A 24,511-nucleotide genomic window follows, 5' to 3' on the forward strand; every position below is an offset into this window, starting at 1 on the left:
TGGATGTGCCGGCCGCGAACATGACGCCGCCGGTCACGCCCGGATGATGCGCCCAAGCGGCGGCAACCGGCATCCGGGCGGCCCCGGCAGCCTCCGGCCACCGGCGATGCGCGCGCCGCGCCGTCCGTGCCGATCCGGCGCTCCCGCCGCATACCGCAGGCCGGCTACAGTGCGGCCACAACCAGAACAAGCCGAGGAGACCGCTGCGATGAAAAAGCTCAATCCGCTGGATGCGTCATGGCTGCAGGTGGAATCCCGCGATACGCCGATGCACGTGGCGCAGCTGCAGATCTTCTCGCTACCGGCCGATGCGCCGGAAGGCTTCGTGCTCGATCTGGTCGCCCGCGCCAAGGCCAGCAAGGACCTGCAGGAGCCATGGAACCTGAAGCTGCGCGGCGGCCGTGCGCTGCCGGTGTGGATCGAGGACGACAAGGTGGACATGGACTACCACTTCCGCCACCTGTCCGTGCCCCGCCCTGGCGGCGAACGCGAACTCGGCGTGCTGGTGTCGCTGCTGCACTCCACGCAGCTCGACCTGAGCCGGCCGCTGTGGGAGTGCACGATGATCGAGGGGCTGGAAGGCAACCGGGTGGCGCTCTACACCAAGATCCATCACTCGCTGGTCGATGGCGTTTCCGGCGCGCGGATGATGTCGCGGGTGTTCTCGCCCGACCCGGAGGCACGCAACATGGTCGCCCCGTGGCGCGTGCCGCCGCCGGAAAAGACCCGGCGCGAAAAGGTGCCGGCCGCGCCGGCCGCCAATCCCATGCAGGTCATCAAGGAGCAGTTCGGCGCCAAGACCAAATCGGCCGCGGCACTGATCGCTGCGCTGCGCCGCCTGCGCCGCGCCAAGAAGACGCCGGGAGATGCGCTGGTCGGCCCGTTCGCCGGACCGAAATCCGTGCTCAATGGCCGGGTCAATCAGGCCCGCCGCTTCGCGACCCAGCAGTACGATCTTGCGGAACTCAAAAGCCTGGCCGCGAAGGCCGACTGCTCGCTGAACGACATCGTGCTGTACCTCTGCGCCACCGCGCTGCGCCGCTTCCTCGGCGAACTGGATCAGCTACCAGCAGCGCCGCTGACCGCCGGCATTCCGGTCAACGTGCGGCCTGCGGACGACCAATCCACCGGTAATGCCATCAGCTTCATCATGGCAACACTTGCCACCGACATCGCCGATCCGCTGGCGAGGCTGGCCGCGATCAAGGCCTCCACCGCCCGCGCCAAGGAACACTTGCAAGCGATGCCGAAATCGGCGCTGACCCAGTACACGATGATGATCATGGGTCCGTACACCCTGCAGCTGCTGACCGGCCTCGGCGGCCGCGCGAAGCCGGTGTTCAACATCACCATCTCCAACGTCCCCGGCCCGGACCGGCCGCTGTACTGGAACGGTGCGAAGCTCGAAGCGACCTATCCGGTGTCGCTGATCGCCCACGGCGGAGCGCTGAACATCACCTGCCTGTCGTATGCCGGCACGATGAACTTCGGGTTCACCGGCTGCCGGGATACCTTGCCGCATATGCAGCGGATTGCGGTTTATACGGGGGATGCGCTGCATGAATTGCGGGAGTTGATGGCGGCTCCGCCCCCGTAGACCGGATAGAGCAAAGCGAAATCCGTGACCGGCCCATTGCAGGCCCGGCGATACTGCGTCATTGACTTACCCGCGTCATCGAAGCAGCATTGCGCATGATCTTCCAAGAAACGCCCGTCTTCACGAAGGTCATCAAGGCATTGATGGATGACGAGCTGTACCGGCAGCTACAAAATTTTCTGATCGAACAGCCGAATGCCGGTGACCCCATCGAGGGCACCGGCGGGCTGCGGAAAATCCGCTGGAAGCTTCCTGGTACCGGCAAGCGCGGCGGCATCCGGGTGATCTATTTCTGGCGGGTCGCCGACGCGCAGATCCTGATGCTGCTGGCCTATCCCAAATCCGAAGCCGATGACCTGTCGCCGGCCCAGAAAAAGCAACTCCGTTTGATCGTAGAGAACTGGTCATGAAGAGAACACTATTCAACCAACTCCTTGAAAGCGTGCAGCAGGCCGACGAGATCGTGCGCGGCGAACGCCAGCCATCGCGCGAGTTCTTCATCGACGCTGCGAAGGTCAAAGAAGTCCGCGCGATGACCAAGCTGAGTCAAGCCAAATTCGCCGCCGTCCTTCAGGTGGATGTCGGGACGCTTCGGAACTGGGAGCAAGGCCGCCGCCAGCCGACCGGCCCGGCAAAAGCCCTGCTCCGCGCTATTCAAGCCGACCCGACCAATGTGCTGCGTGCCTTGCAGGCGGCGGCCTGAACTGAAGGCTGATCATCACTGATTGCGCAGGCCACGAACGCAGGCGGCGGCCGCATGATCATGGTGCTGCGATCCGCGAATACGGCACCGAGGGTGCCGCAGGCTGAATAGCAGTGCTTTGGCGGTTGCTGTTGCTGTTGCTGTTGCTGTTGCTGTTGCTGTTGCTGTTGCCGTTGCCGTTGCCGTTGCCGTTGCCGTTCAGCTTTTGACGTTCGGCCCCCTTGAGCACGCCGAGCATCGCAAGGACACAGCGGACAGGCCCCGCAGGGGGCGAGGCAGGAGCCGAAGCCTTTTTGCCGCACCACGAATGGCGCGTCAAAGAGCCCCGCCGTGGCCGAGAAGCACAGGGGAACCGACTCGCGCTTGTGCTTCTCGCGAGTCGGCGCAGCGACGGGGGTGTCCTTCCTTTTGGTTACTTTTCCTTGGACAAGCAAGGAAAAGTGACTCGCGCAGCAGCGCGAAACAGCGGCTCAAAACCCGGGAATCAATGGTTCCAACGCGCGATGCGACGCTTAAACCAAACCAACCAGCTGGGCGTCGATATCTGGGATGCCAAGACGAATGGCGTGCTACTGCCCAAAAGAGGAGATGGCATCAGCACTGGGCATCAAGACGGAGGGTTACACACCGATGTCGCGCGCACAGCGGTTCGCGACAGGTTGGAACGTATCCAACAGATTTACCCGCGCAGTGAATGGCGAGCGCAGGCTACGAGCGTGTTAAACGATATCCGCACCGAAATGATGAACGCGAAATTCAAGCCCAATGGACACTAACCCCGCGACAGCCTATTGGCACCTGGGATCAGACCCCAAATACTGGCTTGCCAAGGGTGACGCCGACTGGGACGAAATGAAGGCGCTATTCCGGCTCGCAGTCGCAGGAACCGATCCGCTTCGCATAGAACCGGCTTGGAAACTTTACCCCGTCAAACTCATGAGCGGCCATCGGGGTGCCGATAAAGAGTTTTCTGGTGCGCGCTTTGATACGGATCGCCCTGCCGGTGAAGGCGGCAGCATAGAGCAGTATTTCAGCCGCCGTGCTGTCGAGAAACTAGGGTCGTTGCTGAGCGACCACGGCGAATTGCTCCCGGTCAAATCCCGGATGGGTGAGTTCTTTTTCTTTAATTCATTACGCTGGGTCGAAGGCCTTATCGATTTGACTCGCACCAGAAGTGAACCATCGAAGATGGGGCCACCGCCCGCTCGATACTTTCCCGGCCAACTCTATTTTGAACCTGCGCAAAAGGAGTTGCCCCCAATCTTCCGCCTTCAGGAAGTGCCGATCAGCCCTCTTTATGTCAACGGCGCTTTCAAGCGAGCCGTCGAGAGCGCCAAGCCCAAGCTCAAGGGCTTTCGTTTTTATGAGGTTGTGCCGGGTGTCGGCTATTTGTAGGTGATTTTTTGGAATTAACCGAAAAGCATCCACTTGGCAATGCCATAGGAAACAGCATCGTCGGTGCAATCCAGAAGAGCGAAGCCGAGAAGCAAATGCGGCAGACTCAGCGCGGCATCGCTGAAGGTGGCGGCGATTACATCGCGGACCAGATGGCTGCATCGGGCCGGTACACGAAGCAGCAGATCGACAACGTTCGTAGTGCACCCGAGACGGCGAACTTGGTAGCCCAAGCTCGCACGATTGTGGCCGCTGAAGATCGGTATGGACTCAATCAAAGGGGCCAGGTTGAATATTCTTCTGCTACGATCGGCTCATGCCTCGTCGAACACGCGTTCATCTGGATGATGTACCGCTGCATATCGTGCAGCGCGGCCATAACCGCGAACCCTGTTTCTTCAGTGAAGACGACTACGACACTTATCTCTACTGGCTTGGCAAGGCGCTTGGTGAAACCGGCTGTACGCTGCATGCCTACGTGCTCATGACCAATCATGTGCACCTGCTGCTGACGCCGTGCAAGGCGGCTGCGGTGCCCAGGCTGGTGATGACATTGGGGCAGCGTTATGTGCAGTACATCAATCGTACCTACCAGCGTACCGGAACTCTCTGGGATAGCCGCTACAAGTCCTCCGCTGTTCAGGCGGACACGTACCTGATGACCTGCCAACGGTACATCGAACTGAATCCCGTGCGCGCTGCAATGGTGGACGACCCCGCGCACTACCCGTGGAGCAGTTACTGCAGCAATGCGCTGGGCAAGGCCGATCCTTTCTTGACACCGCATCTGCTGTACCAGGCGCTGGGATACAGCGCCGGCGAGCGGCAATTGGCTTACCGGAAACTATTCCGGAGCGAACTAGATCGAGAAGCGATTGACGATATCCGGCTGGCTTTCAATCAGAACCAGCCGATGGGCAATGAGCGGTTTCATGCCCGGATCGAGAAAATGACGGGCATCAGGCACCAAGCCAGAAGCCGAGGCAGACCACGTTTGGAATCAGAGGATCATCAGGTATCAGAGAGTCAAAGCAGGCTGGATTTTTGATAGTTATTTAACCTGACCTCTTTATTTTCACACGTGGTTCAGGAAGGCGACGGCATCGGTCTGGCGGCGACCAATACCTACGACAAGATCAATCGTTTGCTATCGAACGCGCAGGCCGGCTGTCCATCACGTTAAACCTAACCGCTAAAGCCCATAGGGTGGAGTAAGCCGAATGCATTCCGCCTATCGCATGGTTCGAATGAACCGCCTGGCAGGGCGGAACTAAGCCTGAAAAGTTGCGAGTCAGCGATCTGGCGAGCATCCAATCTCAACCGGCACAAATCCGATCCAGCGCCACAAATAAACAAGGGGCCGTCTCCGGCCCCTCGTCGTAACAGCTTCCAGCTAGTTAGCGGGCAAGCCGCCCAAACTCAAGCGTCCGTCACCGCCCCCAAGCTCGCCGTCGAAACGAGCTTCGCGTACTTCGCCAGCAAGCCCTTCGTGTACTTCGGCGCCGGCTGCTTCCACGCGGCGCGGCGCTTGGCGATTTCGGCGTCATCGACGTTCAGCTGCAGCAGTTGCTGGTGGGCGTCGATGGTGATCGAGTCGCCTTCATGCACGAGGCCGATCAGGCCGCCGACGTAGGCTTCCGGGGCCACGTGGCCGACGACCATGCCCCAGGTGCCGCCGCTGAAGCGGCCATCGGTGATCAGGCCGACGGTTTCGCCGAAGCCCTTGCCGATCAGTGCCGAGGTCGGCGTGAGCATTTCGCGCATGCCGGGGCCGCCCTTCGGGCCTTCGTAGCGGATCACCAGCACGTCGCCGTGGTTGATCTTGTCGGCCATGATCGCGGCCATCGCCAGTTCTTCGGAATCGAACACGCGGGCCGGGCCGGTGATGACCGGGTTCTTGAGGCCGGTGATCTTGGCGACGCAACCCTCGGGTGCGAGGTTGCCCTTCAGGATCGCGAGGTGGCCCGCCTTGTAGAGCGCCTTGTCGATGGTACGGATCACGTCCTGATCGGCACGCGGCTGGCTCGGCACGTCCTTCAGCACTTCGGCAATCGTCTGGCCGGTAATGGTGATGCAGTCGCCGTGCAAGAGACCGGCGTCGAGCAGGATCTTCATCACCTGCGGAATCCCACCCGCTTTATGCAGATCGGTGGCGACGTACTTGCCGCTCGGCTTGAGATCACACAGCACCGGCGTGCGGCGGCGCACGCGCTCGTAGTCGTCGATCGTCCACTCCACCTGCGCGGCATTGGCGATGGCGAGGAAGTGGAGCACGGCGTTGGTCGAGCCGCCGGTGGCCATGACCACGGCGATGGCGTTCTCGATGCTCTTGCGGGTGACGATGTCGCGCGGCTTGAGATCACGCTTGATCGCTTCGACCAGCGCCTCGGCCGAGCGGGCAACGGAATCACCCTTTTCCGGGTCCGGGTTCGCTTCGGTGGACGAGTACGGCAGCGACAGGCCGATGGCCTCGATCGCGCTGGACATGGTGTTCGCGGTGTACATGCCGCCGCAGGCGCCGAAGCTCGGGCAGGCGTTCTTCTCGATGCCGTCGAGGTCTTCCTTGCTCATCTTGCCGGCGCCGTAGGCCCCGACCGCCTCGAACGCGGACACGATGGTCAGCGGAATGCCCTTCCACTCGCCCGGCTTGATGGTGCCGCCGTAGCAGAAGATGGCCGGCGCGTTGACCCGCAGCATGCCGATCATCGCGCCCGGCATGTTCTTGTCGCAGCCGCCGATGGCCAGCACGCCGTCCATGCTCTGGCCCTGCACGGAGGTTTCGATGGCGTCGGCGATCACTTCGCGCGAGACGAGCGAGTACTTCATCGATTCGGTGCCCATGCCGATGCCGTCGGTGACGGTCGGGAAGCCGAAGATCTGCGGCATCGCGCCGGCCGCCTTCAGCGCGGCATCCGCCCGCGCGGCGAGGCCGCCGATGCCGGCGTTGCAGGGGTTCATCGTCGAGTGGCCGCTGGCGACGCCGACGATCGGCTTTTCGAAATCCCCGTCCTTGAAGCCGACGGCGCGCAGCATCGCGCGGTTCGGGCTGCGGTTGAGGCCGGCGGTGATCGCCTGGCTGCGCTTGTTCAGGGGTTCGGACATGGCTAGACACTCGCAACGGTTGAGGAAAAAGCGAGCGCGGAGCATACACCAAGACAGGTGTATAGTCGGCCCCGAACCCGCACGGACTGCCGCTCATGCGCACCAACATCGATCTTGATGATCGGTTGATCGAAAAGGTCATGGCGATCAACCCGAACCTCCGGACCAAGAAGGACGCCGTCAACTTCGCACTGCTCGACTACGTGCAGGCGCGCGAAACCGAGAGCCTGCTCGACCTGATGGGTCAGGATCTGGTCGACCCCGGCTACGATCACAAGGCTGCGCGCTGATGGCAGCCGTCCGCTATCTGGCGGACACCTCGGTGCTGCTCGACTTCATCGGCCGCCGGATCAAATCGCAGAGCGACACGCTGGAGCGGGCGCTGCGCCAGCAGCAGGTGGTCGGCATTTCGGCGGCGATTCTCCGGGAAACACTGCAGGGTGCCCGCGACGCCAGCGCGTTCGAAGCGCTGCGGGCACGACTGGTACGCCTGCCGATGTTCGAGCCCAGCGACATCTACAACAGCCGCGTTTCAGCTGCGCTGATCTACGCCCGGCTGCGCTGGCGGGGTCATACCGTGCGCTCCTCGGTCGACTGCCTGATCGCGCTGACGGCGATCGAGCACGATCTGGTGCTGCTGCACGACGATCGCGACTTCGAAGCCATTGCCTCGATCGAGCCGCGCCTGAAGCTGGCCTGAAGCCGGCCGGGCTGAGCCTCAGCGCCGGTCGTGCGGCGCTTCGAACAGCAGCGCGGAACCGCTGGGCTTCGCACGGCCGCGTGCCGAGGGCGCGGCTTCCATGTCGTGATAGGCCAGCGGCGGCCGGCCGAACCAGATCATCACGCCCATCCATTCCGGGCCGTGCGGGTCGCGCACTTTCGGCAGATACCAGTCGATCACCAGATGGGCGATCTCGTGCGGGATGGTCTGCTGGATCATCCGCACCGGGTAGCGCGCCAGCAGGTCCGGGTGGATGCGAATCCACTGCTCGGGCAGCGCCCGCGGCCGGACCATGGTCGCGGCCATGCCGGCGATGCCGCCCTTCAGGTCGTACCGCACCTTCGGCCGTGGCAGCGGCGCGGCCAGCGACGACAGATGCGGGATTTCGCGAGCGCGGTCCACCCAGTGATCGACCGCCCGCTCCAGCCGCTCGCGCACCTTCAGCGGATTGCGGCTGATCGCGCCCTGCTCCCACTCCACGCCGCGCGCATCGCGCAGCAGCGGCACCTGCTTCCACGGGGCCGACAGCGGCTGGTTCCAGAAATCGGCGGCGGTGGTCTTCATCGGTGGCGGATCATGCCGAACGCCGGGCGTTCAGTGGCGCGCGCCCTTCCAGGTGCCGCCGTAGCGGTACCCGGGCCGGGCCTGCTCGGCCGGCAGGCAGGCGGGACAGGCGAAGCGCCAGGTCTTGGACGGTGCGATCTGGAAGCGGTAGGCCACGGTCACGGCCTGCCCGCAGCAGTCGCAGGGCTTGGTCTTCATGATCGGGCCACCCGCTGCCGCGCCGCCCATTCCAGGTGATGGGCGATCAGCGGTTCGGCCGCCAGCAGCGCCACCGTGTTCAGCCGCCGGCCGAGCGTGGCTTCATCGAAATGCGCGTGGATGAAGTCATGGCAGGGGCGGCACAGCCAGGCACCGCGCAGGCGCATTTCGGCCAGCGTGAAGTGATCGCGGAACCAGCGGCGGTCGTGCATGCGGCGCGGAATCAGGTGGTGGAAGCTCAGCGGCAGCGGCCGGCGGCACAGCGCGCAGCCGCCATCGTTGGGCGGTTTCGGGCGACGCGCCGCAAGCCGCGATTCGTCGGCTTCAGGCGGCAGGGCAGGACGGGCGCGCGGCATCGGCAGCGGTGCGGGCGGGGTCGACGGGAGCGTGGCTTCGGTACGATGCCACGATGATGCCGCAGTCGCCGCCGATCACGCCCGCCCACCTGAAACGCCTGCGCGATTACTGGCGCTCGGCCGGCTGGCCGGTGCGCGACAACCTGGAGATCGACCTGCTGGTCGCTGGCCTTGCCGAGCTGTACCGCGATCCGTCTGGCATCGAGACGATCCGCGTCAGCGCCGCCGGCATTGCCGCGCTCGGCAGTCTGCTGGCGCGCAACCGCGCCGCGCTGGACCGTCACGAGGGACTGGTCCGGCAGGTCGCCGCCCAGCTGCAGCGCGACGGCTGGATGACCTTCACCGGCCGCAGCTTCAAGGTGAAACCGGACGCACGCTGGATCACCGTGCGGCCGGATATCTTCGCGCTGCCGCGCACGCTCGACGAGCGCCGCATCCGGCCGCGTGTCTACGAAATCAAGGTGTCGCGCGCCGATCTGAAATCGGACCTGCGCAACGCCGCCAAGCGGCTCGGCTACGAACAGCTGTCGCAGCAGCTCTGGTACGTGCTGCCGGCAGCGATCGCCAGGCCCGCCGATCTCGATGCGATTCCCGAAACCTGCGGCGTGCTGCTCGGCGACGGCCACCGCCTGCGCGAGCACCGCCCGGCGCCGCTGCGCGCCGAGATCAGCCTGCGGCCGATCCACTGGCTGCAATTGCTGGCCAGCTGCCGTGACGCCGAAGCCGCCGAGCCGGCCCAGCGGCTGCTGGGCGAATCTATCGACGGTGCCGAAACCGTCGAAGTCGAAGCGCTGGCGGCGCCGCGCTGACCCTCATTCCCTCTTCCCGTTATCCCGCATGAACACGATCGCCATCGTCGGCGCCGGTGTCACCGGCCTGAGCGCCGCCCGTTCGCTGACCGCCGCCGGCTACGCCGTCACGCTGTTCGACAAAGGCCGCCGGCCGGGCGGCCGCATGGCCTCGCGCGAAGGCGCGGCCGGCAGCTTCGATCACGGCGTGCAATACCTGCGGGCCACGGCCGCCGAGGCAGACGCGATCGGCGCTGGCCAGCTGCTGTCGTGGCCGGCCATCACGCCCCGTGACGGCACCGGCGGCTGGCTGGCAGCGCCCACCTTCAACCACCTTGCCCGCCACTGGGCCAACGGGCTGGACGTGCGCTGCAGCCACACAGTCAGCACGCTGCAGCCGGGCGCTGCGGGCCACGGCTGGCGGCTGCGCTTCGCCGAGACCGACGCCGTGTTCGACTGCGACGCGCTGCTGCTGACCCTGCCGACACCGCAGGCGATCCCGCTGCTGGCGGCGGCCGGTATCGCCCCCGGCCGGCTGGCCGAGGTGCGCTACGACCCGAACTGGACGCTGATGTGGACGCCGGCCGATCCGCTGCCGGCCAGCTTCAGCCATCACGCCGGCGCGGCCGACGCGCCGCTGGCCTGGATCGCCCGCGAAGATCTGAAGCCCGGTCGCAGCGGTCCGCCACGGCTCACCGTGCAGGCCAGCGCCCGCTGGTCGACCATGCACCTGGAATTGCCGGCCGAGACGGCCGCGCTCGAACTGCAGTCGCTGGCTGCGCGGCAGTTGGGCATCGGCAGCAGCGGCCTGGCCGCCACTGCCCACCGCTGGCGCTATGCCTTCGTCAGCCGGCCGCTCGGCGAACCGGTGCTGACCCTGGGACGCGACCTGCATTACGCCAGCGACGCCGGCCTGGGCAGCCGGGTCACGCTGGCATGGCAGGCCGGGCGGGCCGCCGCCGCACGGATCGCCGCGCGCTGACGCGCCGATCATTCAGCCAACGCTCATCTGGAGCGCGCCACTCTCGCCGCGCCTGATGACGCCCCCGCGCATCGGCATCGGCCCGATCGGGGCCACCACCGGATCCTTTGACGCGCAATGAACATCAAGACGCTGCTGACCACCGCCGCCTTCCTCGCTCCCGTGTCCGCCTTTGCGCAGGGCGGGCCGGGCGTCGACCTGTACGGCTTCGCCGGCCTCAACTTCCTCGAATACAACGACGGCTTCGAGAAGGTGAAGCCGGAAGGTGCCGATCTCGGCGTGCGCGGCAAGCTGTACCTCGGCGACACCGGTCTGTTCCTCGGCGGCGAATACACCTACTCGGATACCGATACCGACTTCGCCGGCTCGAAGCTGACCTACCAGTCGGACGAGTACCGGCTCGGCGGCGGCGTGCTGCTGCCGATGTCGCCGGTGTTCCGCCTCGGCGGCTACGGCCACTACGTCAACCAGCAGGTCGACACCCGCTTCGAAGGGCTGACCACCCGCGGCGAGGCCAGCGGCTTCGATGTCGGCGCGCTGTTCGAGTACGACGCCACGCCGGACATCCAGACCTACGGTCGCATCGGCTACATGAACCTGTCGCCGGAAGGCAGCAATGACGATCAGGACCGCGTCGACGGCGTCGACCTGCTGGCCGGCCTGAGCTTCCGCGTCAGCCATTCGCTGAGCCTGTTTGGCGAATACCGCTACACGCACCTGGAAAACGACTTCACCGAGCAGGACTACAACTCGGTGCGCGGCGGCGTCCGTCTGCGCTTCTGAGGCCCGGCGGGCGCCGGCTGACGTAAGCTCGGCGGCATCTCCCTGCCGAGGCGTCGCCGATGCCCGCCCTGCTCCCGCCGCGCGAACTTCGCCAGCGCTTCGTCGCCGAAGCCACCGCGAAGTTCGCGCGCAACGTGCCTGACTTCGTTCGCCTGCAGCAGCTGATCGCCGCCCGTGGCGGCCGCTTCGTCAACGACCACGGCGCGATCCGTACGGCCGACCCGCAGCTGGCCGCGCTGTTCGTGCGCGCCGCCCGCGTGCTCGGCCTGCACCGCGACCGCGATTACCTGTTCCCGGCCAAGCGCCTGCGCAGCTTCGACCTGCAGGTGCCGGGCGACGACGCGCAGGCGTTCAAGATCTTCGTCAGCGAGGTCGACCTGGCCGCATTCCCGCCGCCGGTGGCCGCGCTGATCCGCGACGACTGCGCCGCCCAGGCCGCTGCCGTCGACCACACCGCGTTCATCGCGCAGATCGGCAAGGCCGAGGCCGCCGGCGGGCTCGCCGAGGCCGACGCGCGTGCGTTCATCCGGCACTTCTGCGAGGTGCTGATGGCCCGCAGCGGCCCGCCGCTGAAGCGCGCCACGCTCGACTCTGTGGCGGCGGAATCCGGCGAAGCCGCCAGCGCGCTAGCGCTGGGCCCGGATTTCAATCACGTCACCGTCGATGTCACGGCGGCCGGTTTCGGCGGCATCGAAGCGATGGCGGCGGCGATGCAGGCCGCCGGTCTGGTGCTGCTGCCGGCGATCCAGGGCGCGCCCGGCAGCATGCTGCGACAGACCGCGACGATGGCGGCGACGATGGCGACGCCGGTGATCGAGGCTGATGGCCGCACCGGCAGCGCCAGCACCGAAAAACAGTTCGTCGAGATCATCGAGCGCGGCCCGGCGCGCGACGCCGACGGTGCCGTGCTGTGGACCGACGACGGCCAGCCTCGCACCTACCGCCATTTCCTGGCCGCCAATGCCGAGCAGATCTTCGGCGCCGCCGCGACCCGCAGCCGCCCATCGCCACGCGGCTGACCGCAGCCCTCGCCGCCGCCGACGCGGCAGCCGACAATCCGCCCTGATCCCGAACTTCCCCACCCGCCGATGACGATGACCGCGCCCGACCGCAGCCTGATGACCCCTTCGCCCAAGCTCCTGCTGTGGGAACTGCGTGCGGTGCCGGAACTGCTGGGCAGCTTCCTGCCACGGCCGTTCGCCGCCGAGCCAGCACGCGGCCAGGGTCAGCCGGTGATGGTGGTGCCCGGCTTCGCGGCCGACGATCTGGCCGTGGCGCTGCTGACCCGGCGGCTGAAGGCGCTCGGCTATCACGCGATCAGCTGGGGCCTGGGCCGCAACACCGGCAACCTCAAGAAGCTGCAGCCCCGGCTGGTCGAGCAGGTGCAGCGTCTGGCCGCCAGCCGGGGCGCGAAGGTCAAGCTGGTCGGCTGGAGCCTGGGCGGCGCGATGGCCCGCGACATCGCCCGCGAGTATCCGGAGATCGTCGACCAGGTGATCACGCTGGGCTCGCCGGTGATCGGCGGCGCCAAGTTCACCGCCGTCGGCCGCAGCTACCGGAAGAAAGGCATGGACCTGGACCGGATGGCGCAGGCCGCCGATGCCCGCGAAACCGCCAAGACCATTCCGGTGCCGGTCACCGCGCTGTACGACCGCCACGACGGCATCGTCAGCTGGGGTGCCTGCATCGATCGCCACAACCGCCACGTGCGGCACATCGAAGTGCGCTGCAGCCATCTCGGCATGGTCGTCGACCGCAGCGTGTTCGGCATCGTCGCCGAGACGCTGGCGCGGCCGTGAAGCTCCACACCGACTACACGCAGCGGGTGGTGATCGACACCACGGCAATGGCGTGGACGCCGTCGCCGCTACCGGGTGTGGACCGCAAGCCGCTGGATCGCGACGGCGGCGAAGTGGCGCGCGCCACGAGCCTCGTCCGCTACGCGCCGGGCTCCGCCTTCAGCGCCCACACGCACGGCGGCGGCGAGGAGTTCTACGTGCTTGATGGCGTGTTCGAGGACGAGCACGGCGCCTACCCGGCTGGCACCTATGTGCGCAACCCGATCGGCAGCCGCCACATTCCGAAGTCGACCGCCGGCTGCACGATCCTGGTCAAGCTCTGGCAGTTCGAGGCCGGCGACAGCGCGCAGTTGGCGATTGATACGAATGCAGCCGAATGGCAGCCCGGCCGGGTGCCGGGCCAGCGGGAAATCCCGCTGCATCAGTTCGGTGACGAGGTGGTGAAGCTGATCGACTTCGCGCCCGGCTGCCGCTCGCTGGCCCACACCCACGGCGGCGGCGAGGAAGTGCTGGTGCTGGCCGGAACGCTGTCCGACGAGTTCGGCGACTACCCCGCCGGCACCTGGTACCGCGTGCCGCCTGGCTCCTCGCACACGCCGTTCTCGCGTGACGGCTGCCGGATCTGGTTCAAGGCCGGGCACCTGCCGCCACGGGCCAAGCTGCCTCAGTAGTGGTAGCGCAGCTGCGCGATGAGCACGGCACCATCCATCAGCTTGTAGACGATCCGGTGCTCGGCCGTGATCCTCCGCGACCACCAGCCTTTCAGCGCATGTTTCAAGGGCTCGGGCTTGCCGATGCCGCTGTGAGGATTTCGCAGGATGTCCTTCAGCAACTCATGGATGCGCTCGACGATCTTCGGGTCTGTCGCCTGCCACTGCAGGTAGTCCTCCCAGGCGCGGGGGGCGAACGTCAGGTTCACGCGCCCAGATCGATATCGCCGTTGACGCCCTGTCCACGCTCCAGCGCTTCAATCGATTCCAACAGGCGCCGGGCATTCGCCGGGCTCTGCAGCAGGTAAGCGGTTTCCTCCAGCGCCGAATAATCCTCGAGCGACAGCATCACGACCGCCTGATCGCGGTTGCGGGTGATGATCACGGGCGCATGGCTTTCGCAGACCCGATCCATGGTCGCCGCCAGATTCTCGCGGGCGGCGGTATAGCTGATGGCGTGCATGCCGTACAGATTGCTGTACAGATCATGCTGGCGTCAAGCGCGGCCTCAAACCCCCAGCCGCTCCGCGATCAACTCGATCCAGTGCTCCACGGGCCGCTTGGCATCGCTGGCCAGATGGGTCAGGCAGCCGATGTTGGCGGTGGCGATGCGGCTCGGCTGGCCGGCTTCGAGCGCCGCCAGCTTGTTGGCCTTGAGCGTCGCCGACAGCTGCGGCTGCAGGATCGAGTAGGTGCCGGCCGAACCGCAGCAGAGATGGCTGTCGGCGACCACGGTGGTGCGAAAACCCGCGACCGTCAGCAGCCGTTCGACCTGACCCTTGTTCTTCAGCCCGTGCTGCAGGGTGCAGGGCGAGTGGAAGGCGATCGCCTCCGGCCTGGCCGGCGTGCGCGCCAGCGCCGCATCGAAGGCGGCGGCTTCGCGGCTCAGCACGGTGGTGAGGTCGATCAGCGCCGCCGTGACCCGCTCGGCGCGCGCCGCGTAGGCCGGGTCGCCGTGCAGGTGGTGGGCGTATTCGGCAACGAAGCTGGCGCAGCCGGAAGCCGATACCACGATGCCTTCGGCGCCGGCATCGAGCGCGGCACAGAGCCGGTCGATCGCGATGCGTGCGGTGCCCAGGCCATCGGCCTGCGCGTTCAGGTGATAGGCCACCGCGCCACAGCAGCCGATCGCGACCGGCACCGCGCTGATGCCGATCGCATCCAACACGCGGGCGGCGGCGCTGTCGATGTCCGGCGCCAGCGACGGCTGCACGCAGCCACCGGCGATCACCAGCCGCCGCGTGTGGCGCGCGGATGGCCAGGCGCCGGCCGGACGCGGCAGCGGCACCGTGTCCTTCAGCACCTTCGGCAGCAGCGGCCGGAACAGCCGGCCGAACCACAGCAGCAGCCCGAACAAGGCCGGCCTCGGCAGCACCAGGCGCAAGCCCCAGCGGATCAGTCGCTGCGGCGCGCTGCGCGGCACTTTCGCTTCGACGACTTCGCGGCCGATGTCGACCAGCCGGCCGTACTGCACGCCGCTCGGGCAGGTTGATTCGCAGCTGCGGCAGGTCAGGCAGCGGTCGAGGTGATCGCGGGTTTCCTCGGTCACGGCTGCGCCTTCGAGCACCGACTTGATCTGGTAGATGCGGCCGCGCGGGCCGTCCAGTTCGTCGCCGAGCAATTGATACGTCGGGCAGGTGGCGTTGCAGAAGCCGCAGTGCACGCAGGCGCGTTGGATGCGGTCCGCCTCCAAGCCCTGCGGCGTGTCGCGGATGAAATCGGCGAGATTGGTCTGCATGGGCGACTCAGAGATCCGGATACAGGCGGCCGCGATTGAGAATGCCGGCCGGGTCGAAGCTGGCCTTCAGCCGCCGGTGCAAGGCCATCACCGGCGCTGCGGGCGGCTGGAAGGCGTGCCGACGATCGACACCGCGCCAGCCGCTGGCGTGACCGCCGTGACTGGCCGCCAGCGCCTGCACGGCATCCGCCGGCAGCGTGCTGCGCAGCCAGCGCTGGCCACCGCCCCAGTCGATCAGCTCGTCGATGCCATCGGCCGCCAGCGGGGGCGCGGTCGGCCTGACCGCCAGCCGCCACAGTGGCGCGGGTCCGGCGAAGAACGGATCGGTCTGCTCGCGGATCGCGGCCCAGAACGCGCCGGCATCCGGCAGCGTTTCGCCGCCGAGCCGGGCCAGTGCGGCGCCGACCGCCGCCGGGTTGCCGGCCAGCCGCAGCCGCAGGCGGCCGCCGTGATGCACCGCGCCGGCCAGTGGCAACGGCTGACCGGCCAGGCGGTTCATGGTCGCGATCGCGTCGGCGGCCGGCACCTCGAAGACGCGTGTCTCGTCGGCCTCCGGCGTCGGCAGCACCTTGAAGCTGACGTCGGTGATGAGGCCCAGCGTGCCCATCGCGCCGGCCTGCAGCCGGAAGGTGTCGAAGCCGGCGACGTTCTTCATCACCTGGCCACCGAACTTCAGGCAGTCGCCGCGGCCGTCGATCAGGCTGACGCCGAGCAGGTAGTCGCGCACCGCGCCGGTGTACGGCCGGCGCGGGCCGGACAGGCCGCTGGCGACGCAGCCGCCGACCGTCGCGCGGCCGCCGAACAGCGGTGGCTCGAACGGCAGGCACTGGCCGGATGCGGCGAGCGTGGCCGCCACCTCGGTCAGCGGCGTGCCGGCCCTGACGGTCAGCACCAGCTCGCTGGGGTCGTAGGCGACGATGCCGGCGTGGCCGCCGGTGTCGAGCGGTTCGCCAACGGGCTCGCCGCCGAGGAAATCCTTGCTGCCGCCGCCCCGGATGCACAGCGGCGCAGCGCTGGCCTGCGCGGCGCGGATGCGCGCCTGCGCCTGTTCGATGAAATCGGTCATGACGGGCTCAGAAGCGCGGCAGCTCGGGGTGCCGGGTCTGGCCGGCATGGATGTGCATGCGGCCCATTTCGGCGCAGCGGTGCAGGCTCGGCACCGCCTTGCCGGGATTGAGCAGCCCCTTGGGATCGAAGGCTGCCTTCACGGCATGGAAGGCTTGCAGTTCCAGCGCGTGGAACTGCGTGCACATGGCATCGATCTTCTCCACACCCACCCCGTGCTCGCCGGTGATGGTGCCGCCGACCGCGACACTCAGATCGAGAATCCGGTTGCCGAAGGCCTCGGCCTTTTCCAGATCGCCGGGCTTGTTGGCGTCATAGAAGATCAGCGGATGCAGGTTGCCGTCGCCGGCATGGAAAACGTTGGCGCAGCGCAGGCCGAACTCGTCGGAATAGCCGGCGATCTTGCGCAGCACGTCGCCGAGGTGGCGGCGCGGGATGGTGCCGTCCATGCAGTAGTAGTCCGGCGTGATGCGGCCCACGGCCGGGAACGCCGCCTTGCGGCCGGCCCAGAGCTTCAGGCGTTCGGCCTCGTCCTTCGAGGTGCGCATCGCGGTGGCGCCGCTGGCCTTGAGCACCGCTTCGATGCGCTCGATCTCGTTGGCCACTTCCTCCGGCGTGCCGTCGCTTTCGGCCAGCAGGATCGCCTCGGCATCGAGCGGATAGCCGGCCTTGACGAAGTCCTCGACGGCTTCGATCGCAAGCTTGTCCATCATCTCCAGCCCGGCCGGAATGATGCCGGCGGCGATGATCGCGGCGACGCCCTGCCCGGCTTTCTCGACGCTGTCGAAGCAGGCCATCACCACGCGCGCCAGCTGCGGGCGTGGCAGCAGCTTCACGGTGACTTCGGTGACCACGCCGAGCAGGCCCTCGGAGCCAACCAGCAGCGCCATCAGGTCGTAGCCGGGCGCGTCTGGCGCCTCGCTGCCCAGTTCGATGATCTGGCCGTCAGCGAGTGCCAGGCGGGCGGCGACCACGTTGTGCACGGTCAGCCCGTACTTCAGGCAATGCACGCCGCCGGAGTTCTCGGCGACGTTGCCGCCGATCGAGCAGGCGATCTGGCTCGACGGGTCCGGCGCGTAGTACAGCGCATGCGCCGCCGCTGCTTCGCTGATCGCCAGGTTGCGCACCCCGGGCTGCACGCGCGCCGTGCGGGCGACGGGATCGAGCGCCAGGATGCGGTTGAGGCGGGCCAGCGACAGCAGCACGCCGCCCTGTTCGGGCAACGCCCCGCCGGCCAGCCCGGTGCCGTGGCCACGGGCGACGACCGGCACGCCGCCGGCATCGCAGATCCGCAGCACGGCGGCCACCTGCTGCTCGTCGACCGGCAGCGCCACGCACAGCGGCAGGCGCCGGTACATCGACAGGCCATCGCATTCGTACGGCCGCATCTGTTCGACGGTGGTCAGCAGCGCGCCTTTCGGCAGCACCTCGGCCAGCGCGGAGAACAGGGCGGTGGAGTCGATCGGCGGAGGGGTCGGCGCGTTCATGGCCGCAGTGTAGCGGGCGGGTCCGGCCGTCGAAATTGGCTTTGTCGAGCCGGAAGCGGCCGGCTCAGCGCCCGCGCGCCGCGCAGCCGATCAGGTGATCGTTGACCACACAAACCGCCTGCAGATAGGCGTAGATGATCGTCGAGCCGACAAACTTGAAGCCGCGCTTGGCGAGCGCCTTGCTGATCGTGTCACTCAGTTCGGTACGCGCCGGAATCTGCTTCATCTCGGTCCAGTGATTGACCACCGGCTGGCCGCCGACATGGCGCCACAGCCAGGCATCGAGGCTGCCGTGCTCCTCGCACAGCCGGAGGTAAGCCTGGGCGTTGACGATCGTGGCGTTGATCTTGAGCCGGTTGCGGACGATGCCGGCGTCCGCCATCAGGCGTTCGCGATCGGCCTCGGTATAGGCGGCGATCTTCTTCGCATCGAAGCCGTCGAAAGCGCGGCGGTAGCCGTCGCGCTTGGCGAGGATCGTCGACCAGCTCAAGCCGGCCTGCGCGCCTTCGAGAATCAGCATCTCGAACAGCACGCGGTCATCGTGCTGCGGCCGTCCCCACTCGGCATCGTGGTAGGCGCGCTCGGCAGCCGTCTTCATCGCCCATGCGCAAGGCGTCGGCGGCGGGGCGGTGCTGGTCACGCGAACTGGATGCGGCTACCGAACGGCTGCGGGCGCAGCGCGCCGTCGCGGTAGACCAGCTTGCCGTTGACCCAGGTGGCGTCGATGCGCGACTTGAAGCGGTGGCCATCGAACGGCGACCAGCCGCACTTGTAGCGCACGCTTTCCGGCGTCACATCGGTGATGCCGCGCGGATCGACGACCACCAGATCGGCGTAGCCGCCTTCGCGCAGGTAGCCGCGATCGACGATGCCGAAGCGTTCGGCCGGCGCATGGCAAGCGCGCTCGACCACCGTTTCCAGCGGCAGTTCGCCGCGCTCCACCAGTTCCATCAGCGCCAGCAGGCTGTGCTGCACCAGCGGCAGGCCGCTCGGCGCCTTGAAGTAGCTGTTGGCCTTTTCGGCTGCGGTGTGCGGCGCGTGGTCGGTGGCGATGATGTCGATGACGCCATCGCGTACCGCCGCCACCAGCGCTTCGCGATCGGCCAGGGTCTTGACCGCCGGATTGCACTTCAGCTTAGAGCCGAGATGCGGGTAGTAGCTTTCGTCGAAATACAGATGATGGACGCAGGCCTCGACGCTGATCTGCTTGGTCTTGACGTTGCCGGCGGCGAAGAACGGCAGCTCGCTGGCCGAGGTCAGGTGCAGCACGTGCAGCCGGGTGCCGTGCTTCCTGGCGAGCCCGATCGCCAGTTCCGTGGACTTGTAGCAGGCCGCCGCACTGCGGATGTACGGGTGCTCGGAAAACGGCACGTCCTCGCCGTACTTGGCGCGCGCCGCGTCCTCGGCGACCTTGATCATCGGCGTGTCTTCGCAGTGGGTGACGATCATCACCGGCGCCCGCTGGAAGATCTTGTCGAGCGTGTCCGGATTGTCGACCAGCATGTTGCCGGTCGAGGCGCCCATGAAGATCTTGATCGCGCAGGCCTCGCCTTTCTTCAGCGCTTCCAGCTCCGACAGGTTGTCGTTGGTGGTGCCCATGTAGAACGCGTGGTTGGCGAAGGTGCGCCCGGCCGCGATGCGGTATTTGTCGGCCAGCGCTTCGCGCGTGATCGTCTGCGGATTGACGTTCGGCATGTCGAAGAAGCTGGTCACGCCACCAGCGACGGCGGCGGCAGATTCGGTGGCCAGATCGCCCTTGGCGGTCAGCCCCGGCTCGCGGAAATGCACCTGGTCGTCGATCAGCCCGGGCAGCAGCAGCCGGCCCTTGGCGTCGAACACCTCGACCCCGGCGGGTGCGGTGATCGTCGGCGCGATCTTCGCGATCCGCTCGCCGACGATCAGCAGATCGGCTTCGAAGCGCCGGCCTTCGTTGATGAGTGTGGCGTTGGTGATGAGCATGGGGTCGGGATCTTGGAAACCTGTCCAATTATGCGCCTCAGCCCAGGTCCCCCCACAGAACCTGCAGCGCCGCCAGGGTCGCGACCCCGGCGGTCTCGGTGCGCAGCACGCGCGGCCCGAGGCCGATGCCGATGCAGCCGGCGCGGCGGGCCGCGGCGATTTCTGCGTCGGACAGCCCGCCTTCCGGGCCAATCAGCAGCGCGATCGCCGCCGCCGCGTCCAGTGTCCGCAGCGACACCGATTCGGTGGGCGCCAGCACCAGCCGCAGCCGGCCTTCGGCGGGCGTGGCCAGCCAGGCGTCGAGCTTCTGCACCGCCGCGACTTCCGGCACTCGCGTTCGGCCGCTCTGCTCGCAGGCGGACACCGCGACGCCGCGCCAATGCTCCAGCTTCTTGTCCCAGCGTTCGGCATCGAGCTTGACCACGCTGCGCTCCGACAGCAGCGGCACAATCCGGCTGACGCCGAGTTCGACCGCCTTCTGGATCGTGTAGTCCATGCGGTCACCTTTCGACACGCACTGGGCCAAGGTCACGTCGAGACGCGATTCGCGGTCCACCGGATGGTGCTGGTCGATGCGCACACGCACGTCGCGGCGGCCGGCGTCGACGATCACCGCCGCGTACTCGCCGCCGCAGCCATCGAACAGGGTCAGCGCCTCGCCGGTACGCATCCGCAGCACCTGGGCGACATGGCGGGCGGCCTCGTCGGGCAGGTCGAGTTCGGCGCCGGCGGTCAGGGCGGTGGCAACGAAGATGCGGGTCATGGCAGCGGAGCGGTGGGGGTTTCGAGCGCCTGCCGGCGCGCGTCAGGGTCGGCCTTGGACAGCTTTTCAGCCGCCTTGTAGAAGGCCGGCAGGTCGCGGCCGGCGGCCTCGAACAGCCGGGCGAAGCCGGGAATCAGCGCGTGGTACAGGCCGAACGGCACCAGCTTGGCGTTGTTGATCTCGCCGTTCACGAAGTCGTCGTAGCCGGCATAGCCCTGCCATTCGCCGTCGCGCAGCGCGCGGTATTCGTCGCGCATCGTGGTGATCGCCTGCGCCTTGGCGCTGCGCTTGGCGTCATCCGTCTGGCCGCTGTCGTAGACCGCCTGCAGCCTCTCGCGCAGCCGCAGCATCAGGGCGATGAACTGCTCGGCGCGCACGCTGCGCAGGCTGCCCGCTTCCGGCAGGCCGCGCGCCGCCTGCCAGCGGCGCAGGCCCTCGCGCTCGACGAAGCTGGCGAAGGATTCGTTGAACGCGGTATCGCCGGGCAGGTACAGCCGCTGGTGGGCCAGTTCGTGAAAGACGGTGCCGATCAGCTCATCGTCGTCCCAGCGCAGCATGGTGTTGAGCACCGGATCGTCGAACCAGCCGAGCGTCGAGAACGCCGGCACGTCGCCGATGAACACGTCATAGCCCTCCGCCTTCAGACGGGCCGCTTCCTGGTCGGCCCGCGCGGCGTCGTAATAGCCGCGGTAGGCGACGCAGCCGGCAATCGGAAAGCACTGTTCGACCGGCTCCAGCGAAAACGCCTGCGCCGCGAACAGGTTCTTCAGCACCCAGGGCCGGCCGACGTCGGCGTAGTCGGTGTAGCTGCCGTTGCGCGGCAGCGCCAGCACGTCGGAAGCGAAGGCCCGAGCATCGAGCGCCAGCTGCAGCCGGGCGCGCAGGCGGGCATCGGTCGACGGCGCGGCAAGCAGTTCGGTGATCGGCTGGCGCGCCGCCAGCAGCCGGTACTGGCCCTGGGCCAGATGCGCGTAGTAGTCCAGGGTCGAGCAGCCGGACAGCGCGGCAAGCAGCAGGCCCGCGATCACCGCGCGCCGGATCATGCCGGGCGGGCCATCTCGAAATAGGAGCCTTCGATCAGCTGCTCACGGCTCACGCCGAGCGCGGCCAGTGTTGCGTCGACGAACGCGCGCTCGGCTTCCGGATCGCCGCCGTCCGGCACCACGGCCTCGATCTCGCCAAGCAGGCCCAAACCTTCGACCTCGTCCAGATGCAGCCGCACGTTGCGGCACAGCAGCAGGGTGCGGCGCTTGCGCACCTCGGCCAGCACGCCGAGCGTGCCGGCGAGCAGCGTCCGCATCGCCGCCGGATCGGGCACCGGCACCAGCTGGTAGTCGCTGAGCTGCAGGCCATCGCGCTCGACGCGGCCGTAGCCGATCAGGTAGCTGCGCTGGTCTTCCTCGCGCAGCTTGAGCTTGCCGGTGGCGACGACAAAAAAGGTATCGCGCTGGTTCAGCACCGCTTCCGGCCGGTAGCCGATGGCGATCGCGGCAGCCTGCGCGGCGGCATGATCCGGCAGCCGGAATTTCGCTTCGAGATTGAACATGCAGAGTTGGCGTAATCAGGCGGCGGCGACGGTCACCGGCACGCCGTTCAGCGCCGCATTGCCGCTGACCGGATCGAGCAGCAGCTCGTCGGTCAGATCGTTGGGGCTGACGCCGGCATGCGCCTCGGCAATCGCCATGCGGATGCCGGCGCGATCATGGCCCCAGCCATGCGGCAGGCTGACCACGCCCGGCATCATCGCCGCCGAGGCTTCGACCTCGACCTGCACCGCGCCGACTCTCGACGCCACCCGCACCGTCGCGCCATCGGCAAGGCCGCGCGCGGCCAGATCGTCCGGGTGCATCAGCAGCCGGTTGCGCACCGGGCCCTTCACCAGCCGCTGCGCGTTGTGCATCCACGAGTTGTTGCTGCGCACGTCGCGGCGGCCGATCAGCGACAGGCCGGCGGCCTCCGGCGCGGCGTCCAGATGACGGGCGAACGCGGCCAGCTCGGCCATCATCTCCGGCGGCGCGCAGAGCAGAAACTTGCCCGGCGTCTGCAGCCGCGCCGGCAGGCAGGGTTCCAGCGCGCCGAGATCCACCCCGTGCGGCGCGGCCTTCAGCACCGCCAGCGACAGCGCCTGCGGGTGCTTGCGCATCGTGCCGTAGGGGCCGATCTGCAGGCCCATGTCGATCACCTGATCGGGCCGCGGATGCGGGCTGCGCTTGACGCCGAGCCGCGCGGCGATGCGGGCACCGAGCGCTTCGAAGATCTCCCAGTCATGGCGCGCATGCGCCGGCCGCTCGAACAGCGGCGCGCTGTAGCGGGCGGTGTTGCGCACCGCGAAGGCATGGAAGATCAGGTCGTAGTGATCGTGCTCCAAGGTGCAGGTGGGCGGCAGGATCACATCGGCGTGGCGGGTGGTCTCGTTCAGGTAGAAATCGATCGACACCATGAAGTCCAGCGAATCCAGCGCCCGGTCGAGCTGGGTGCCGTTCGGCGTCGACAGCACCGGATTGCCGGCGACCGTGATCAGCGCCCTGACCTGCCCTTCGCCTTCGGTGAGGATTTCCTCGGCGAGCGCCGCCACCGGCAGCTCGCCACCGAACTCCGGCAGGCCGCGCACGCGGCTTTTCCAGCGGCCGAAGCTGCCGGGCTTAGAGGTCGGGTTGTCGATCAGATCGACCGCCGGCCGGGTGAACATCGCCCCGCCCTCGCGGTCGAGGTTGCCGGTGGCGATGTTCAACAGCTGGATCAGCCACTGGCACAGGGTGCCGCGCGCCTGCGTCGACACGCCCATGCGGCCGTAGGCGGCGGCGCGCGGCGCGGCGGCGAATTCGCGGGCGATGCGCTCGATGGTCGCCACCGGAATGCCGCAGTGCGCGGCCAGCTGGTCGAGCTTCAGCGCGCCGATGTCGGCCAGCGCCACTTCCAGGCCATCCTCGAACCCGGCCAGCCGACCCGGATCGCCGAGGTTCTCGTTGTCGATCACCTTCAGCAGGCCAGCGAGGAACGCGGCATCGGTACCCGGCCGGATGAACAGGTGCTCGTCAGCAACCTCGGCGGTTTCGGTGCGGCGCGGGTCGAGCAGCACCATCCGGCCGCCGCGCGCCTGCAGTGCCTTCAGGCGCTTCGGAAACGCCGGCACCGTCATCAGGCTGCCGTTGGAGGCCATCGGGTTGGCGCCGAGTACCAACAAATAGTCGCAGCGGTCGATGTCGGCGATCGGCACCATCAGCTGGTGGCCGTACATCCAGTAGGCGAGCAGCTGGTGCGGCAGCTGGTCGACCGAAGTCGCCGAAAAGCGGTTCCGGGTCTTGATCGTCGACAGGAAGCGCGGCCCGTGGGTGAGCCCGCCGTAGTTGTGCACCGTCGGGTTGCCGAGGTAGTTGGCCACCGCGTCCGGGCCGTGCTGCTCGACGATGCCGCACAGCCGCTCGGCGACCAGATCGAAGGCCGCGTCCCATTCCATCTCGACCCAGCCGTCGGCCGTGCGGCGGATCGGCTTGCGCAGACGGTCCGGGTCGTCGAACAGGTCTTTCAGCGCCACCGCTTTCGGGCAGATGTGGCCCTGCGACAGCGGGTCGGCCTCGTCCGGGCGGATCGACAGGATCTGTTCGCCGGTCACCCGGATTTCCAGCCCGCAGATCGCCTCGCAGAGATTGCAGGCGCGGTGGTGGATGCGTTCGGCAGTGTCGTGGTCGGTCATGGCGCGGCTTCCGTCCGGGGCGGCCGCTACGTTACCGCAACCGTGACGACGGCCGGCTGCCAGCGCCCCGCCGATATACTCGCCGCCCCGTCCCACCCCGCCGTCGC

Annotated in this window: 30 protein-coding genes; 14 read left to right on the plus strand and 16 right to left on the minus strand. The window is 67.5% G+C overall.

Annotated features, from left to right (window positions below; all coding sequences use genetic code 11):
- Nucleotides 1-208: 208 nt before the first annotated feature.
- From ACTIGJ_RS10595 to nadS, 3 genes are all read left to right on the plus strand, one after another.
- The gene (locus tag ACTIGJ_RS10595; protein WP_439640277.1) at nt 209-1,597 is read left to right on the plus strand and encodes a WS/DGAT/MGAT family O-acyltransferase; all 1,389 of its coding nucleotides are present in this window, start codon (nt 209-211) and stop codon (nt 1,595-1,597) included.
- Between the two features lie 95 nt (nt 1,598-1,692).
- Nucleotides 1,693-2,007: a type II toxin-antitoxin system RelE/ParE family toxin gene (locus tag ACTIGJ_RS10600; RefSeq protein ID WP_439640278.1), complete on the plus strand. Its 315-nt coding sequence runs from the start codon at nt 1,693-1,695 to the stop codon at nt 2,005-2,007.
- Nucleotides 2,004-2,300, plus strand: coding sequence for a NadS family protein (gene nadS, locus ACTIGJ_RS10605; protein WP_439640279.1), 297 nt, complete (start codon nt 2,004-2,006; stop codon nt 2,298-2,300). Before ACTIGJ_RS10600 ends, nadS begins: the two co-directional genes overlap by 4 nt.
- A 58-nt stretch (nt 2,301-2,358) precedes the next feature.
- Here nadS and ACTIGJ_RS10610 read toward each other — a convergent pair whose 3' ends face one another.
- Nucleotides 2,359-2,538 carry a hypothetical protein gene (locus ACTIGJ_RS10610; protein WP_439640280.1) on the minus strand — a complete coding sequence of 60 codons (180 nt, stop codon included), beginning with the start codon at nt 2,536-2,538 and terminating at the stop codon, nt 2,359-2,361.
- Between the two features lie 184 nt (nt 2,539-2,722).
- Here ACTIGJ_RS10610 and ACTIGJ_RS10615 point away from each other — a divergent pair, with 184 nt between their 5' ends.
- The 3 genes from ACTIGJ_RS10615 to ACTIGJ_RS10625 all read left to right on the plus strand — a co-directional run bounded on the left by ACTIGJ_RS10615 (nt 2,723) and on the right by ACTIGJ_RS10625 (nt 4,743).
- Nucleotides 2,723-3,076, plus strand: coding sequence for a hypothetical protein (locus tag ACTIGJ_RS10615; protein WP_439640281.1), 354 nt, complete (start codon nt 2,723-2,725; stop codon nt 3,074-3,076).
- Entirely contained in the window at nt 3,066-3,695 is a 630-nt protein-coding gene (locus ACTIGJ_RS10620) for a hypothetical protein (protein WP_439640282.1), read from the plus strand. The genes ACTIGJ_RS10615 and ACTIGJ_RS10620 overlap by 11 nt, the downstream gene beginning before the upstream one ends.
- 316 nt (nt 3,696-4,011) lie before the next feature.
- On the plus strand, nt 4,012-4,743 hold the full coding sequence (locus ACTIGJ_RS10625; RefSeq protein WP_439640283.1) for a transposase: 732 nt from the start codon (nt 4,012-4,014) through the stop codon (nt 4,741-4,743).
- A 371-nt stretch (nt 4,744-5,114) separates the two neighbouring features.
- Here ACTIGJ_RS10625 and ilvD read toward each other — a convergent pair whose 3' ends face one another.
- On the minus strand, nt 5,115-6,797 hold the full coding sequence (ilvD, locus tag ACTIGJ_RS10630) for a dihydroxy-acid dehydratase (protein WP_439640284.1): 1,683 nt from the start codon (nt 6,795-6,797) through the stop codon (nt 5,115-5,117).
- Between the two features lie 95 nt (nt 6,798-6,892).
- Between ilvD and ACTIGJ_RS10635 the strand changes: the two genes are divergently transcribed.
- Together ACTIGJ_RS10635 and vapC are read left to right on the plus strand one after the other, a co-directional pair.
- On the plus strand, nt 6,893-7,087 hold the full coding sequence (locus ACTIGJ_RS10635; protein ID WP_439640285.1) for a type II toxin-antitoxin system VapB family antitoxin: 195 nt from the start codon (nt 6,893-6,895) through the stop codon (nt 7,085-7,087).
- The gene (gene vapC / locus ACTIGJ_RS10640; protein ID WP_439640286.1) at nt 7,087-7,497 is read left to right on the plus strand and encodes a type II toxin-antitoxin system VapC family toxin; all 411 of its coding nucleotides are present in this window, start codon (nt 7,087-7,089) and stop codon (nt 7,495-7,497) included. The genes ACTIGJ_RS10635 and vapC overlap by 1 nt, the downstream gene beginning before the upstream one ends.
- Nucleotides 7,498-7,515: 18 nt before the next feature.
- Here the strand turns inward: vapC and ACTIGJ_RS10645 are convergent, their stop codons facing one another.
- From ACTIGJ_RS10645 to ACTIGJ_RS10655, 3 genes are read right to left on the minus strand one after another with little or no spacing between them, the layout of a single operon-like run.
- Complete coding sequence (locus tag ACTIGJ_RS10645; protein ID WP_439640287.1) at nt 7,516-8,082, minus strand: SprT family zinc-dependent metalloprotease; 567 nt, start codon at nt 8,080-8,082, stop codon at nt 7,516-7,518.
- Nucleotides 8,083-8,112: 30 nt separating this feature from the next.
- Nucleotides 8,113-8,280: a hypothetical protein gene (locus ACTIGJ_RS10650; protein WP_439640288.1), complete on the minus strand. Its 168-nt coding sequence runs from the start codon at nt 8,278-8,280 to the stop codon at nt 8,113-8,115.
- A complete protein-coding gene (locus ACTIGJ_RS10655; RefSeq protein WP_439640289.1) occupies nt 8,277-8,636 on the minus strand; it encodes a hypothetical protein in 360 nt (119 codons plus the stop codon). The genes ACTIGJ_RS10650 and ACTIGJ_RS10655 overlap by 4 nt, the downstream gene beginning before the upstream one ends.
- Nucleotides 8,637-8,689: 53 nt before the next feature.
- On the opposite strand from ACTIGJ_RS10655, the gene ACTIGJ_RS10660 reads away from it, so the two are divergent.
- The 6 genes from ACTIGJ_RS10660 to ACTIGJ_RS10685 all read left to right on the plus strand — a co-directional run bounded on the left by ACTIGJ_RS10660 (nt 8,690) and on the right by ACTIGJ_RS10685 (nt 13,659).
- Nucleotides 8,690-9,445: a hypothetical protein gene (locus tag ACTIGJ_RS10660; protein ID WP_439640290.1), complete on the plus strand. Its 756-nt coding sequence runs from the start codon at nt 8,690-8,692 to the stop codon at nt 9,443-9,445.
- Nucleotides 9,446-9,473: 28 nt separating this feature from the next.
- The gene (locus ACTIGJ_RS10665; protein WP_439640291.1) at nt 9,474-10,406 is read left to right on the plus strand and encodes an NAD(P)/FAD-dependent oxidoreductase; all 933 of its coding nucleotides are present in this window, start codon (nt 9,474-9,476) and stop codon (nt 10,404-10,406) included.
- Nucleotides 10,407-10,523: 117 nt separating this feature from the next.
- Nucleotides 10,524-11,189, plus strand: a complete 666-nt coding sequence (locus ACTIGJ_RS10670) for an outer membrane beta-barrel protein (protein WP_439640292.1) — start codon at nt 10,524-10,526, stop codon at nt 11,187-11,189.
- Between the two features lie 59 nt (nt 11,190-11,248).
- On the plus strand, nt 11,249-12,208 hold the full coding sequence (locus tag ACTIGJ_RS10675) for a 2-oxoadipate dioxygenase/decarboxylase family protein (RefSeq protein WP_439640293.1): 960 nt from the start codon (nt 11,249-11,251) through the stop codon (nt 12,206-12,208).
- A 75-nt stretch (nt 12,209-12,283) separates the two neighbouring features.
- On the plus strand, nt 12,284-12,988 hold the full coding sequence (locus ACTIGJ_RS10680; RefSeq protein WP_439640294.1) for an esterase/lipase family protein: 705 nt from the start codon (nt 12,284-12,286) through the stop codon (nt 12,986-12,988).
- On the plus strand, nt 12,985-13,659 hold the full coding sequence (locus ACTIGJ_RS10685; protein WP_439640295.1) for a cupin domain-containing protein: 675 nt from the start codon (nt 12,985-12,987) through the stop codon (nt 13,657-13,659). The genes ACTIGJ_RS10680 and ACTIGJ_RS10685 overlap by 4 nt, the downstream gene beginning before the upstream one ends.
- On the opposite strand, the gene ACTIGJ_RS10690 is transcribed toward ACTIGJ_RS10685, so the two are convergent.
- The 11 genes from ACTIGJ_RS10690 to ACTIGJ_RS10740 all read right to left on the minus strand — a co-directional run bounded on the left by ACTIGJ_RS10690 (nt 13,653) and on the right by ACTIGJ_RS10740 (nt 24,404).
- A complete protein-coding gene (locus tag ACTIGJ_RS10690) occupies nt 13,653-13,907 on the minus strand; it encodes a Txe/YoeB family addiction module toxin (protein ID WP_439640296.1) in 255 nt (84 codons plus the stop codon). The two genes, ACTIGJ_RS10685 and ACTIGJ_RS10690, sit on opposite strands and share 7 nt — an antisense overlap.
- Nucleotides 13,904-14,161 (minus strand): type II toxin-antitoxin system Phd/YefM family antitoxin, encoded by a 258-nt coding sequence (locus tag ACTIGJ_RS10695; RefSeq protein WP_439640297.1) that lies wholly within the window; start codon nt 14,159-14,161, stop codon nt 13,904-13,906. The genes ACTIGJ_RS10690 and ACTIGJ_RS10695 overlap by 4 nt, the downstream gene beginning before the upstream one ends.
- A gap of 45 nt (nt 14,162-14,206) precedes the next feature.
- Nucleotides 14,207-15,436 carry a glycolate oxidase subunit GlcF gene (glcF, locus tag ACTIGJ_RS10700; RefSeq protein WP_439640298.1) on the minus strand — a complete coding sequence of 410 codons (1,230 nt, stop codon included), beginning with the start codon at nt 15,434-15,436 and terminating at the stop codon, nt 14,207-14,209.
- A gap of 7 nt (nt 15,437-15,443) precedes the next feature.
- Entirely contained in the window at nt 15,444-16,502 is a 1,059-nt protein-coding gene (glcE, locus tag ACTIGJ_RS10705; protein WP_439640299.1) for a glycolate oxidase subunit GlcE, read from the minus strand.
- Between the two features lie 7 nt (nt 16,503-16,509).
- On the minus strand, nt 16,510-17,988 hold the full coding sequence (locus tag ACTIGJ_RS10710; RefSeq protein ID WP_439640300.1) for an FAD-linked oxidase C-terminal domain-containing protein: 1,479 nt from the start codon (nt 17,986-17,988) through the stop codon (nt 16,510-16,512).
- Nucleotides 17,989-18,052: 64 nt separating this feature from the next.
- Nucleotides 18,053-18,586, minus strand: coding sequence for a DNA-3-methyladenine glycosylase I (locus tag ACTIGJ_RS10715; RefSeq protein ID WP_439640301.1), 534 nt, complete (start codon nt 18,584-18,586; stop codon nt 18,053-18,055).
- Between the two features lie 38 nt (nt 18,587-18,624).
- The gene (locus ACTIGJ_RS10720; RefSeq protein WP_439640302.1) at nt 18,625-19,947 is read right to left on the minus strand and encodes a dihydroorotase; all 1,323 of its coding nucleotides are present in this window, start codon (nt 19,945-19,947) and stop codon (nt 18,625-18,627) included.
- A gap of 37 nt (nt 19,948-19,984) precedes the next feature.
- Nucleotides 19,985-20,710: a 16S rRNA (uracil(1498)-N(3))-methyltransferase gene (locus ACTIGJ_RS10725; protein WP_439640303.1), complete on the minus strand. Its 726-nt coding sequence runs from the start codon at nt 20,708-20,710 to the stop codon at nt 19,985-19,987.
- Nucleotides 20,707-21,753 carry an aminopeptidase gene (locus ACTIGJ_RS10730; RefSeq protein ID WP_439640304.1) on the minus strand — a complete coding sequence of 349 codons (1,047 nt, stop codon included), beginning with the start codon at nt 21,751-21,753 and terminating at the stop codon, nt 20,707-20,709. Before ACTIGJ_RS10730 ends, ACTIGJ_RS10725 begins: the two co-directional genes overlap by 4 nt.
- A complete protein-coding gene (locus tag ACTIGJ_RS10735) occupies nt 21,750-22,256 on the minus strand; it encodes a class IV adenylate cyclase (RefSeq protein ID WP_439640305.1) in 507 nt (168 codons plus the stop codon). The genes ACTIGJ_RS10730 and ACTIGJ_RS10735 overlap by 4 nt, the downstream gene beginning before the upstream one ends.
- A 15-nt stretch (nt 22,257-22,271) precedes the next feature.
- Nucleotides 22,272-24,404, minus strand: a complete 2,133-nt coding sequence (locus tag ACTIGJ_RS10740; protein ID WP_439640306.1) for a molybdopterin oxidoreductase family protein — start codon at nt 24,402-24,404, stop codon at nt 22,272-22,274.
- Nucleotides 24,405-24,511 lie beyond the last annotated feature (107 nt).

This window comes from Nevskia sp., from assembly GCF_051860985.1.
Classification (GTDB): Bacteria; Pseudomonadota; Gammaproteobacteria; order Nevskiales; family Nevskiaceae; genus Nevskia.